The organism is Nostoc sp. (assembly GCF_036917315.1).
In the GTDB taxonomy this organism is placed as follows: domain Bacteria; phylum Cyanobacteriota; class Cyanobacteriia; order Cyanobacteriales; family Nostocaceae; genus Nostoc.
Window position 1 is genome coordinate 1 of sequence record NZ_JBALDR010000009.1, and the last position, 12496, is coordinate 12496.

At 39.8% G+C, this 12496-nt stretch carries 11 protein-coding genes and 1 pseudogene; 4 read left to right on the forward strand and 8 right to left on the reverse strand.

The features are described from left to right. The first annotated feature begins 98 nt into the window (after positions 1-98). Entirely contained in the window at positions 99-350 is a 252-nt protein-coding gene (locus tag V7K84_RS04100; RefSeq protein WP_334836593.1) for a type II toxin-antitoxin system RelE family toxin, read from the forward strand. Between the two features lie 106 nt (positions 351-456). Here V7K84_RS04100 and V7K84_RS04105 read toward each other — a convergent pair whose 3' ends face one another. From V7K84_RS04105 to V7K84_RS04120, 4 genes are all read right to left on the reverse strand, one after another. Beyond that, the gene (locus V7K84_RS04105; RefSeq protein WP_334836594.1) at positions 457-879 is read right to left on the reverse strand and encodes a hypothetical protein; all 423 of its coding nucleotides are present in this window, start codon (positions 877-879) and stop codon (positions 457-459) included. A gap of 68 nt (positions 880-947) precedes the next feature. Continuing rightward, positions 948-1637 (reverse strand): hypothetical protein, encoded by a 690-nt coding sequence (locus tag V7K84_RS04110; RefSeq protein ID WP_334836595.1) that lies wholly within the window; start codon positions 1635-1637, stop codon positions 948-950. Positions 1638-1729: 92 nt separating this feature from the next. Further along, positions 1730-2458 (reverse strand): Uma2 family endonuclease, encoded by a 729-nt coding sequence (locus tag V7K84_RS04115; protein ID WP_334836596.1) that lies wholly within the window; start codon positions 2456-2458, stop codon positions 1730-1732. A gap of 25 nt (positions 2459-2483) precedes the next feature. Further along, on the reverse strand, positions 2484-3125 hold the full coding sequence (locus tag V7K84_RS04120) for a restriction endonuclease subunit R (protein ID WP_334836598.1): 642 nt from the start codon (positions 3123-3125) through the stop codon (positions 2484-2486). 327 nt (positions 3126-3452) lie between these two features. Here V7K84_RS04120 and acs point away from each other — a divergent pair, with 327 nt between their 5' ends. Then, positions 3453-5426 carry an acetate--CoA ligase gene (acs, locus tag V7K84_RS04125; RefSeq protein ID WP_334836600.1) on the forward strand — a complete coding sequence of 658 codons (1974 nt, stop codon included), beginning with the start codon at positions 3453-3455 and terminating at the stop codon, positions 5424-5426. Between the two features lie 127 nt (positions 5427-5553). Continuing rightward, positions 5554-6234 carry a tetratricopeptide repeat protein gene (locus V7K84_RS04130; RefSeq protein WP_334836602.1) on the forward strand — a complete coding sequence of 227 codons (681 nt, stop codon included), beginning with the start codon at positions 5554-5556 and terminating at the stop codon, positions 6232-6234. A gap of 145 nt (positions 6235-6379) precedes the next feature. Here V7K84_RS04130 and V7K84_RS04135 read toward each other — a convergent pair whose 3' ends face one another. Further along, the gene (locus tag V7K84_RS04135) at positions 6380-7693 is read right to left on the reverse strand and encodes a tetratricopeptide repeat protein (protein ID WP_334836605.1); all 1314 of its coding nucleotides are present in this window, start codon (positions 7691-7693) and stop codon (positions 6380-6382) included. Positions 7694-8058: 365 nt separating this feature from the next. On the opposite strand from V7K84_RS04135, the pseudogene V7K84_RS04140 reads away from it, so the two are divergent. Next, positions 8059-8834: pseudogene (locus V7K84_RS04140) on the forward strand (Uma2 family endonuclease). Here the strand turns inward: V7K84_RS04140 and V7K84_RS04145 are convergent. From V7K84_RS04145 to V7K84_RS04155, 3 genes are all read right to left on the reverse strand, one after another. Further along, the gene (locus V7K84_RS04145) at positions 8831-9412 is read right to left on the reverse strand and encodes a Uma2 family endonuclease (protein ID WP_334836607.1); all 582 of its coding nucleotides are present in this window, start codon (positions 9410-9412) and stop codon (positions 8831-8833) included. The pseudogene V7K84_RS04140 and the gene V7K84_RS04145 sit on opposite strands and share 4 nt — an antisense overlap. Before the next feature lie 48 nt (positions 9413-9460). Further along, complete coding sequence (locus V7K84_RS04150) at positions 9461-11056, reverse strand: DHA2 family efflux MFS transporter permease subunit (protein WP_334836608.1); 1596 nt, start codon at positions 11054-11056, stop codon at positions 9461-9463. 170 nt (positions 11057-11226) lie between these two features. Then, positions 11227-12486, reverse strand: coding sequence for an MFS transporter (locus tag V7K84_RS04155; RefSeq protein ID WP_334836610.1), 1260 nt, complete (start codon positions 12484-12486; stop codon positions 11227-11229). Positions 12487-12496: the final 10 nt, after the last annotated feature.

Consider the following 12496-nt stretch of genomic DNA (forward strand, 5'->3'; position numbering starts at 1 on the left):
TCGCAGCGCATAACGTCGAGTCATTATTTCTCTATTTGCTTAATCATCCCAAGCACCACTGACTCCAGTTTACCTAATTGATGACACGCCCTAGGGATATGAGCTACCAAGTAGCATTAGCACCTTCAGCTGTTCAAAAAATTGCAGAATTGGACTCAGAGGTGCAGCAACGACTAGCACAAAAGTTAGAAGAACTAGCATTAAATCCACGTCCAGAAAACGCTCACCCATTGAAGGATACTGAACGGTTATATAAGGTTCGTTTCGGTGAATACCGCATTATTTACCAGATTCAGGATCAACCCTTGCTAGTAACAGTGATAAAGATTGCACATCCCAAAGATTATTAAAGCTTATCTGGAAAAGCGATCGCCTATATCCCACCCAATCGCAACCAAAATAAAACATCAAAACCCTTGAATTAAAAATTTACTTTACCACTATGCAATTAAAATTTTACAAAATCTCTGCCAACTTTACCACCAGAGTATTTGCTAAATCTGTATCAATATTATTTCCTTCACCAGCTAACAAGCTTCCCACAGCAGATAACCTGTCATCTGTTTCAGAAATTCTCCAAACTTCATCTAAGTTTACTGCAAAATCAAAGAGCGATCGCTCGCCTAAATGCTCTCTTATCCTAACAGCTACACTATCATTACTTACCAGAAATTCTTTAATAGTATCTAATTGAAAATTACCTAATATTTCTTCATGTCCCCACGTTTCTAGCCAGTCTCCATCGACATCTTCAACATAAATATTGACAAAATCAACCCCGTAAGTTAGCCAGTTCTGCTGCATTTGTCGCGCTGTTGCTAAAGCTTCAGCAAATGTATCTACTTGATTGTTGCAGTGAGTTTCTCTTTTGTTAGCCATAAAAGCTTTAATTAGCACGTAAGTATATAGGCTAGAACACAAATCTGAAATATCAAATTCCTGAAAATTCACGAAAATTTTAAATATTTGCCACCAGAAAGGTAATCACTGTTATACAGGGCCACGTTGACTAACTGGTTGACAAAATTAGCATCCTTGGGATTGTAACTTAAGAACAGCCCCCTCTCGATTTCCCACGATCGCAGTGTATTTTGCCAAGCTTCGTACTTTTGATGATTAAGTTCTTCACTAACACTGGTAACTTGAATGCACAGTGGTTGATTGTTACGACTAACAATTAAATCTGTTGCCATTGAAAGGTCGGCTATATAACGCTGCCAAAAACTACCTTCTCGCTGAACAATATCTTGGGCTATTGATTTAATGATATCATGATCGACTTGATTAAATTCGCCTGCCATCAATTTTTGCTTCCAAATATAAAACTTGGAGTCACTTGCATTAAACCATTTGGGAAATAAATAACCATACCAATATCTCTCAATCGGCGTCATCAGATCGAACTTTGCTTTTTGTTCTTCTTCTGAAGGTAAGGATTTGATTATCAGCCAAATTGTCGAATCCGTAATTACCTCTAGTAGAAAGGCAGTGACAAAGGGTTTTGCAGTCAGGGAACCTGGTTTGATGTCTTTTACCCAACGATTGATTTCATCTAATCTTCTCGCTAAATTATGATCTATCGAGGAGGCTTGCTCGATAAGGGACTTTAGCTGATCCTTAATTTCTGTTGCTTGCAAACGATGCCCTACTTTCAGAAGATTACGCTTTTTTTACACACTGATAACTAGATTTTAACTTGAAAGTGTCTTTAATTAATTTCCTGATGTCATCAAATATTCTCTAGGTCGATGCCCTGTGTACGTAAAACCTCCCGCAGTCGAGCAATTTCTTGCTCTGCTTGTTGGGCGCGTTCTTCTGCCTGTTGGGCACGTAAACGTTCTTGTTGGGCCAATTCTTCTGATGATAGTATCAATTCATTTTCAGTAGTGAAGAATCTTAATTTACCTTCATAAACTCCCAAATAAAGTTCTAACTGCTGACTCCACAAACGTCCATCAGTAGTTACTTGGATTTCTTGATACTTACCATCAACTAGATGAAATCCCGGAAGTTCCATTGTTACAGGATCGAACCAGAAATAATCTGGTGTACGGAAGGTATCTTGGTAAACTTGTTTTTTTAAACCTTTATCAATTGCTGTCGTTGAACTTGACAAAATTTCCACAATCAAGTTGGGATATTTGCCGTCTTCTTGCCAAACTACCCAACTCTTACGGTCTTTTTTTTGGGTTCCCAAAACTACAAAAAAGTCTGGGCCGCGGAAATATTCTGATTTTTTCTGGTTAGGACTATAGTAAATCGTTAAATTGCCAGAAGCATAGAAATCTTGTCTCTCTCGCCACCACGATTTAAGTATGCGAATCAGCAAATCAATTTGTTCTCGGTGCAGATCGCTTTCCAAGGGTGGTTCGTCACTCAGTATATCACCAGGAGGAAAAATAACTTCGTCTTCTAAAATACCGTCAGCGATCGATTCTACAGTAGCAGGTTCAGACATCAGCGATCGCTCCGCAATTTATTTACTAAAAACTTAGTAACTTGCAGACAGCTTTGAAAACTTGCAATAACTCCATTGCACCGGGAGATTCATTCAGATTTAATAATGGCATTAACTGATAAGTTGGGTGTTCGTCATGTCTTAAATAAACAAATTGATAACGCAGTCCGTTAGTTGCCAAACCCCAAACCGATGGTTGTTGATCTAAACTTTTAAAAGCATAAGTGAGTAATTGAGGTAAACCCTCACCCACTTCAATCGCACTATTTTTAGTTTCAATTACTACAACCCAAAAAGGCGGAGCAATATTACTTTGGGGATTATTTATTGCTAAAATATCCATCCGTCCTGTAATTCTTCTGTCTTCATCTTCGACTGCGATCGCAATGCTATCTTCCATTGTCAACCGAATCGGCACATCGTAAAATCCTGCTAACCGCATTAAGGGTGCGATCGTTAAAAATTTAACCAACCCTTCAGAAATTTTCCGATCGCTTAGGTAACGATCAAAGTCGTTTCTAATTCTTAATAAATCCTGCTGTTCAAACTCAGAGAGTGGTTCTAGAGTTAAGAAGTCTGTAAATGAAGCATTAGAAAGCTTTTCCAGTTTTAGGAAGCGATGAACATCGTTGAGAGATAAGCTACTAGCTTCAACGGTAAGCGTCATAATTTCAGGTTTTGCTTGTCAAGACTACTTACAATATTGCAACATTCCCGGTAGATAGGTTGTAAAACGTCTTTACTTATATCTTGCACCAAGCGACTAGAAGTCGCGGCTACACAGACAAAACCTGCCTCCGCAGGTTGAAAAGCCTTCGATAGGCTGTGTTTCTTGAGAGTTTAAATTTCTCGATCGCTTGCTTTTGGTAGATGAAAATGAATGTAAACTAAATAACTCGGCAATTTTTACCTAGCTTAACGAAAATCTAAACAGCGTCTAGCACAACTAAGCTAAAAATAGTTTTCAGTAACAATACCGTTTCTAAATGTAATCATGTCTCAACCAACTATAGAATCAATCTTACAAGAGAATCGCCTATTTCATCCTGCCTCGGAATTCTCGCAGAATGCCCATATCAAAAGCCTGGATGACTATCAGCGTCTATACGAGCAAGCCAAAGCCGATCCGCAGCAATTTTGGGCAGATTTGGCTGGAACAGAATTAGAATGGTTCCAAAAATGGGATACAGTACTAGATTGGCAACCACCTTTTGCTAAGTGGTTCGTTGGCGGTAAGATGAATATTTCTTACAACTGCCTTGACAGACATCTGACAACCTGGCGCAAAAATAAAGCAGCATTGATTTGGGAAGGAGAACCAGGTGATTCGCGTACCCTAACTTACGCCCAACTGCACCGGGAAGTTTGCCAGTTTGCCAATGTATTGAAGCAATTAGGCGTACAAAAAGGCGATCGCGTTGGTATTTATATGCCAATGATTCCCGAAGCTGCGATCGCGATGTTAGCCTGTGCCAGAATTGGTGCACCACACAGTGTGGTATTTGGTGGTTTTAGTGCCGAAGCTTTGCGCGATCGCTTAATCGATGTTAAAGCTAAACTGGTAATCACGGCTGATGGTGGTTGGCGCAAAGATGCGATCGTTCCTCTCAAAGAACAGGTAGACAAAGCCTTAGCTGATGGTGCTGTTCCCAGTGTAGAAAATGTCCTCGTTGTCAAGCGCACCGGACAAGAAACTTATATGCAGTTGGGGGGACGCGATCATTGGTGGCATGATTTGCAAAAGGCTGCATCAGCAGATTGTCCCGCCGAACCAATGGACAGCGAAGATATGCTGTTTGTCCTCTACACTTCTGGCAGCACGGGCAAACCGAAGGGCGTAGTGCATACAACTGCTGGTTATAATTTGTATACCCATATCACCACCAAGTGGATATTCGACCTCCAAGACACGGATGTATATTGGTGTACAGCCGATGTAGGTTGGATTACGGGACACAGCTACATTGTCTATGGCCCTCTTTCCAATGGTGCAACCACGGTGATGTATGAAGGTGCGCCCCGTGCTTCTAATCCTGGCTGTTTCTGGGATGTAATTGAAAAATACGGCGTTAATATTTTTTATACTGCACCTACGGCAATTCGGGCATTTATTAAGATGGGAGAACAACATCCCAACGCGCGAAACTTGTCTTCGTTGCGTTTGCTGGGAACCGTCGGCGAACCGATTAACCCAGAAGCTTGGATGTGGTATCAGAAAGTAATTGGTGGCGATCGCTGTCCAATTGTTGATACTTGGTGGCAAACGGAAACTGGCGGTATCATGATTACACCGCTCCCAGGAGCAATCCCCACCAAACCCGGTTCCGCAACTCTTCCCTTCCCCGGAATTATTGCAGATGTCGTAGATTTGGAAGGAAACACCGTACCCAATAACGAAGGCGGTTATCTAGCAGTGCGTCATCCGTGGCCAGGAATGATGCGGACAGTCTACGGCGATCCAGAACGCTTCCGTCGCACCTACTGGGAACACATTCCACCTCAAGATGGTAACTATACTTACTTTGCTGGTGATGGGGCAAGACAAGATAAAGACGGCTACTTTTGGGTAATGGGTCGTGTGGATGACGTATTGAACGTATCAGGACATCGACTCGGTACAATGGAAGTAGAATCAGCCTTAGTTTCGCATCCAGCAGTTGCAGAAGCGGCGGTAGTGGGTAAACCGGATGAACTCAAGGGTGAGGAAGTAGTTGCTTTTGTGACTTTAGAAGGCACTTATCAGGCAAGTGAGGAACTGATTAAAGAACTCAAACTGCACGTTGTCAAAGAAATTGGTGCGATCGCGCGTCCGGGAGAAATTCGCTTTACAGACTCTTTGCCCAAAACGCGATCGGGTAAGATTATGCGGCGCTTGCTGCGAAATCTAGCTGCTGGACAAGAAGTATCTGGTGACACTTCCACATTAGAAGATCGGGGTGTGTTGGATAAGTTACGAGAAGGTGTGTAAATAATTCCAAATGAGCTTAATAAGGGCGCACATATATGCGCCCTTACCGTCTGTCTCGTGATGCATTACGCGTTAACCCACCCCAATTTATTATAAAGAATAGAACATTATTGAGGCATTCAGGGCGATGAAGGTGAAGCGCAAACCCAAATCAGCATTTGTTCAACCTATTAGCTGCATGATGCTGAGTATTATCACTGTAATGGGAATATCACCATTAGTGTTAGCGGTTCCTGGAAAAGTTTCTTTGCATTCGCCAGAACAGTCTGCACAGAGACAACCACAAAAAATAGCACAAGCTTCAGGTACAGATACACCAGAGCGATCGCAGATGCTGCAACAAGCCAATGCTTTATATAATCAAGGAGACTTCAAAAACGCAGAAGAAAATTTACGTACATTCGTTAAAAAATTTCCAGAAGATGCCTTCGGACACTTTCAACTGGGAAATGCGCTTTTTCAGCAAAAGAAATCAGAAGAAGCAATTAGCGCCTATAAAGAAGCCATTCGCCTCCAGCCAAAATACGCTCTAGCCTATAATGCGAGCGGTATGGTTTACGCAAGTCAAAGTCGCTGGGAAGAAGCCATTACTGAATATAAAAAAGCTCTGGAAATTAATCCTAATTATGGCGAGGCGCTGACTAATTTTGCACTGGCAATGTGGCAAACAAATAAAAAAGATGAGGCGCTATCTTCTTTAGAAAAAGCTTTAAATATTTTCAAAGAACAGAATAGAGGTGAAAAAGTTAACCAAGTCGAACGAATTTTAAAAGAGATCAAAACTGCTGAAGATCCTAGTGTTTCCTGAAAATCATATTATTCACTGGACAACAACAGGATACAAGGTAAAGTTGCGGTTAGCCAGACACACTCAATATCATAAAGAGTTACTGGCGATCCGCTTTCTGCTTGCTTTGCTATAAAAGTGATATTGAGATTGTAAAATTATGGTTTTAAAAAATCCGCTTTTGCCACCAAGGAGTATTTTGAATTTCTTGCTCAATTTTTCTAATTTCATGTTGCAAAATTTTCACTTCATCTAACATTGATTTTTTTGTGAAAATTTTTATTGCTTCTTGAAAATCTGTAATCGCTTTCTTTGTATCTCCCTTATCGTTAAGCATATAGCCACGCTCGACATAGGCATCAGCATAATCAGGAGCAATCTTGATGACTTGGCTATAATCTGCAATAGCTCCATGTTTATCTCCCTTTTCACTTTTGATATAACCCCGATTAAAATAAGCATCAGTACATTTGGGCTGCATCTTGATGACTTGGGAGTAGTCTGTAATTGCACGCTCGTGATTTTTTAGGGCTGCATAAACATCCCCTCGCTTAAAATAAGCATCTGTAGATTTAGGGTTAATCTGGATTAAATAATTTAAATATACTACTGCATTACTATAATCTTCTAGCCCAATATAAGCATCAATAAGATGAAAATAAGTGTTAATATCTTCAGAGTTAATCTTAATTACTAGAGTAAAATCCTCAACAGCTTTTTTGTAGTTCTCCAAATCTAAATAAATACAACCACGTATGAAATAAGCTTCAACAAAGTCAGAGTCCATCTCAATGACTTTGGTGTAATCTGCAACTGCGCTTTGATAATCGTTTAGTTCCAAATACATCTTACCCCGCATAAAGTAAATGTCGGCATCGTTAGGATCGAGACTAATACATTGAGTAAAGTCTAAAGCCGCTCTCTTGTAGTTACCTTGTGCTGCTAAAATGTGTGCTCGATTCCTATAGGCATCAGTATAATCGGAATCTAGTTGAATGGTTTGGGTATAGTCTAAGATGGCTCCTTGATAGTCACCCATATCAGAACGAATACATCCCCTAAAAAAATAAGCATCGATACATTTAGGATTAATTGTTATAGCTTGAGTAAAATCTTCAATAGCTTCCTTGTAATATCCATTTTGAAGTCTTTCTACTCCTCGATAGCAAAAATCTTCATCGCTTTTGAATACATCTAAAACGCCTCCAATACCCTTGGCTACTTCTCCGAATAAAAACCCTATACTCTTGGCTGCATTCTTGACTGTTTCCTCACCTTTTGCCCCAGCAAATACACCACTAGCTACAAGCAGAGGGACAGCTAAGGGAAGACTTGCAGCACCCAAAGCAACACCTGCTGCAAGTGCTGCACTTCCTCCTAAAACAGCTCCTGTTCGATTGTTTTGAGCAGAACCATCTTCAGAATAAGTTTGAAGTACTTCAATACCATCAACAATTTCTGCTAAGTTTTCCCAACTCATTTTTAGTACCTATATATTTTTGCTTTTATTTCCGTTGATAAAAGTTTTTAGTGATTACTAATTGCAAATAACAATTAGTTTTACACAAAGCCGCAAAAACCGTTGTTTAGCTATAGCAAAAAACGTAAATTCATACTCTGATTCAGCAACACCGTTTTTAGGTTAAATAAATTCCTTATAACCATTAATAATTAACTTAAGTTAATTCACAAAATCATTTATTGTAATTTATTACACTATTGATTGGTGTTTCAACAGTGACAATACTTAAAAAAAATATTTTAAATGCTTTTAAAGGTTTATGTACCATTCTGGGATAGAAAACATCACTACAATGAAAATCATAGAAACCTTCAGTTAAAGCTATGACTTCCCTATCGGCATTAACTTTACCTGACCACACCCAGTTACCAGACTCAGATGGTACATTTGTGAAAAATCTTCAGGAGCATCCGCAAAGCATTTTAATAACAGATTCAATTAAACCTGTTTTAGAAAAACTTCATCCTGATGGTCAATATTGTATTGGACAAGACTCTGGTATCTACTGGCGATTGACAGATCCTCCAGAGAAAGGCGCTGAAGCACCAGACTGGTTTTATGTACCCAATGTACCACCGACTCTTAACGGTAAAATGCGGCGTTCTTATGTGCTGTGGAAGGAGTATGTCGCGCCCTTGATTGTGTTGGAATTTGTCTCTGGAGATGGTTCAGAAGAACGAGATAAAACGCCGCCATCTCAAGGGGAAGGTGGAAATGTTGGTAAGTTGTGGGTTTATGAGCAGGCAATTCGAGTGCCTTATTATGGAATTTATGAAGTAGCAAAAGCGCAAGTTGAGATGTATCGTCTAGTCGATATTACTTATCAACTTATGAAACCCAATGAACGGGGACATTACCCAATTGCTCCTATGGGGGTAGAGTTGGGAATTTGGCAGGGATTTTATCAGAATGCAGAGTTACCTTGGTTGCGGTGGTGGGATGCACAAGGAAATTTACTGCTAACGGGTAACGGGCTGTGATTGAGCGACAAAGGGCTGAAACGGAACGACAGAAGAGGCTCTTAATTACAGAGAAGTTGCGATCGCTTTCTGCTGAACAACTCAACGCTTTAGGAATTCAGCCAGAAATGTTGGATTAGGAAATATTCTCATCTATCAATATTACATCTTCATATATTTCTGCGATCGCACAACGAAAATCAACGCTAGCTAAATGCACTTCTTCCCCTTTTTCATAAGGGTAAAGTACCCATTGTCCATCTTGATTCCGGCGAAAGCATTCTACACTCATTCGGTCTGGTGAAATTAACACATATTCTTGCAGTGATTCTAAGTGTCGATAACTAGCAAACTTCTTCCCTCTGTCATAGCCTTCGGTTGATTCAGAAAGCACTTCAACAATTAAGGAAGGATAGCACTTAAAATATTCAAATTCTTTATCTCGTGTATCGCAAGTCACCATTACATCGGGATAAAAATAGCGGTTTATGGCCTCAATTTGTGCTTTCATATCTAACATATAGACACGGCATCCACCACCCCGGAGATGGTTTCGCAGCAGTACAAACAAGTTTCCTACTACAGTTACATGAGCATCGCTTGCTCCTGCCATTGCGTAGACTTGCCCATCAATATACTCGTGTTTGATTTCACTAAATTTTTCGCCTTCTAGATATTCTTCTGGGGAGATATAGTACTCACTTTGGCTAATGACCATTTTTGTACCTTAGTAATTTTATCAAACATTTTAACTCATACAATAAATCTAATGAGCGACAGCGCCACCAGTTGGCTTCACCTTTTTAAGGAATAAAATAGCAATTCCACTGAGTAATAATGCAATACCAATAAAGTAGAAACAATCGTTAAAAGCCATTACAAATGCTTCTCTGCGGACTATATTGGATATAGATGCGATCGCCTGATTTTGGGCTGTACTTAAATCTGCTCCGCGACTGATAAAATACTGTGTCATTTGGTCAATTCGCTGTTGGGTTTCTGGGTTATATAAAGATACTCCATCACCCAATCTATTCGAGTGGAATTGCTCTCTATTTGCTAATAAAGTCGCTAAAGAAGCAATTCCGATAGAACCGCCCAGATTCCGCATCATATTAAATAAACCACTTGCCGAACCTGCTTCTTTCGGACTCAAACCAGCAGTAGCAATAGAACTAAGCGGCACCATAATTAGGGGTTGTCCCATTGCACGGACAAATTGCGACCAGCGTAATTGATCTAACCCTGTTTCATTAGTCATTCCAGAGTTCATAAATGCACTGATGGAAAACAAAGTCACACCAAAAGCTACCATGAAACGCACGTCAATGCGTTGCATCAATTTCGGTATCAGGGGAATAATAAACAGTTGGGGAATACCAGCCCAAATTAATACTTCACCAATTTGCAGAGCATTGTATTTTTGAATTTGAGCGAGATACAACGGTAAAATATAAATTGAACCATACAATCCTACCCCCAACGACACATTGACAATACTGGCTAATCCAAAGTTCCGCCTAAGTACAAGCCGTAAATCAATAAATGGTTGTTTACGAGTTAATTCTATAAAGAAAAATATCGCCAAAAAAATTACCGCAATTACACTTAAACGCACAATCAATGCTGAACCAAACCAATCTTTGCGGCTACCTTCTTCTAAAACAACTTGTAGGGAACCTAAGCCAATAGCCATTGCAATAATTCCCCACCAGTCACCTTGTTTAAGTAAACTGATTTGGGGTTTTTCTTGCTTAATTCCGTACCAAACACCAGCCAGCATTAATGCCCCTGGAATTACATTTATATAAAAGTTGTATTCCCAACCAAAATTTTCTGTTAACCAACCTCCTAATGTTGGCCCAATTGAAGGTGCAAAAACTGCACTAAACCCAAATGCAGCCAGTCCAACTGATTGTTTTGATTGGGGTAAAGTTGTTAAGACAACTGTCATAGCAGTGGGAATTAAAACTCCTCCGCTAAAACCTTGTAAGGCGCGAAAGAAAATCATGGAATTAAGATCCCATGCCCAACCACAGCAAATAGAAAAGAAGATAAATAGTGCAGTGTTGACTAATAAATAACGTTGTAGAGAAAATACTCGTGACAACCATCCTGTTAGAGGAATTACCACAATTTCTGCTACAAGATACGCGGTAGAAATCCAAGAACCTTCTTCGAGAGTTGCTCCTAAACTTGCTTGAATATCTTGCAGCGAAGCATTAGTTATTTGAATATCTAATACCGCCATAAATGCACCAAGCATACTGGCTAATACACCAATCCAGGTTTTTAGCGGTACATACTCTGGTGGTAAAGCAGGATTTTGCCCTTGCTGACGAATTACACCTGTATTAGCCATAACTTTGTTCCAGTTTCAAGGTTAAGTAGCAAAAAAGTTTATTATTAAATCTTATACCAATATGTTCTCTGCCTCTGCGTGAGCTTGACTAAGCAACACTAAAAATTAAAAAATAATTGCTATAGAAAGCCTCATTAACATAAATATAAATTTAACTGCGGTTATTTATCTTAAACTTCTTGAGTCGTAATAATCCCCTTTTGCTCATAAATTGGACGCATTATTTTCCTTAAAGCAGGCAACTGTCTGCTAAAAATGATTGACCCTAAAATACAAGCTATTCCATCAATAATTAAAGTATTGGGAGCGCCAATATGACTTGCTAATAAACCTCCTAATAAATTACCTACGGGAATCATTCCCAAAAATGACATTGTGTATAAGCTCATCAATCGTCCACGTTTATCGTCTTCAACAATGGTTTGTAAAAATGTGTTGCTAGCCGCAATCTGGAGAATTGTTCCTAAACCAACAAATAACATTGTAAATAAAGAGAGTGGTAAAAATCTAGATAAAGAAAAGGCAATTAGACCAGTTCCTAAAATTGCTGGAGCTAGAGCAATCAATTTCCCAATTCCTAAGATTGTTTGGCGCGTAGCTAGATAAATACCACCAGTTAAGGCTCCAACTCCAGATGCCGCCATCAAAAAACCCAAACTTTCTGCACCACCTTTGAGAACTTCTTCAGCAATAACGGGGACGAGAATAGTATTTTGCAGTCCCATCAGGCTGACTAAAGCTGATAGCAATAAGACGGATCGAATCGGTGAGAAACTAAAGGCATATACAAATCCCTCTTTGACTTTTTGCAAGGGATTACCGTCAGTTACCGAATTTTTCCAAGGTTTAATTTTCATCGCCAATAAAGCGGCGATTACAGCAACGTAGCTCAAACCATCAATTAAAAAACAATAACCAGTTCCAACGCCAGCAATTAATAAACCGCCGATCGCAGGGCCAATTAATCTAGCACCGTTAACCATTGTGGAGTTAATAGCGATCGCATTGGCTAAATCTTCTCTGCGTTCAACCAATTCTGGCACAAAAGCTTGGCGGGCTGGCGCATCTAAGGCATTAATAAATCCTTGCAACAAACTCAAGGCGATGATGTGCCATACCTCAATCACTCCAGTTAACGCCAGCGCTGCTAATGTTAACGATTGAATCATCGCCAAGATTTGCGTACCAATTAAAGTACGATACCGAGAAAAGCGATCTACAAATACTCCGCCAAAGGGAGCTAAAAAAAAGTTAGGAATTTGACTAGAAAATCCCACAACTCCCAGCATTAATGGGGATTTTGTCAAGTCATAAACTAGCCAAATTGTGGCAAGTTGCGTCATCCACGTCCCAATTAGGGAAATACCTTGCCCAGCAAAAAACAGCTGGTAGTTTCTTGACCTTAATGCAGGTAGTAGCGATTTTTTCATCTCAGGCTTG

Bases quoted from the DNA above. Each gene is read 5' to 3' on its own strand.
- V7K84_RS04100 (WP_334836593.1), top strand. From the start codon at position 99: ATGAGCTACCAAGTAGCATTAGCACCTTCAGCTGTTCAAAAAATTGCA.
- V7K84_RS04105 (WP_334836594.1), bottom strand. From the start codon at position 879: ATGGCTAACAAAAGAGAAACTCACTGCAACAATCAAGTAGATACATTT.
- V7K84_RS04115 (WP_334836596.1), bottom strand. From the start codon at position 2,458: ATGTCTGAACCTGCTACTGTAGAATCGATCGCTGACGGTATTTTAGAA.
- V7K84_RS04120 (WP_334836598.1), bottom strand. From the start codon at position 3,125: ATGACGCTTACCGTTGAAGCTAGTAGCTTATCTCTCAACGATGTTCAT.
- acs (WP_334836600.1), top strand. From the start codon at position 3,453: ATGTCTCAACCAACTATAGAATCAATCTTACAAGAGAATCGCCTATTT.
- V7K84_RS04130 (WP_334836602.1), top strand. From the start codon at position 5,554: ATGAAGGTGAAGCGCAAACCCAAATCAGCATTTGTTCAACCTATTAGC.
- V7K84_RS04135 (WP_334836605.1), bottom strand. From the start codon at position 7,693: ATGAGTTGGGAAAACTTAGCAGAAATTGTTGATGGTATTGAAGTACTT.
- V7K84_RS04145 (WP_334836607.1), bottom strand. From the start codon at position 9,412: ATGGTCATTAGCCAAAGTGAGTACTATATCTCCCCAGAAGAATATCTA.
- V7K84_RS04150 (WP_334836608.1), bottom strand. From the start codon at position 11,056: ATGGCTAATACAGGTGTAATTCGTCAGCAAGGGCAAAATCCTGCTTTA.
- V7K84_RS04155 (WP_334836610.1), bottom strand. From the start codon at position 12,486: ATGAAAAAATCGCTACTACCTGCATTAAGGTCAAGAAACTACCAGCTG.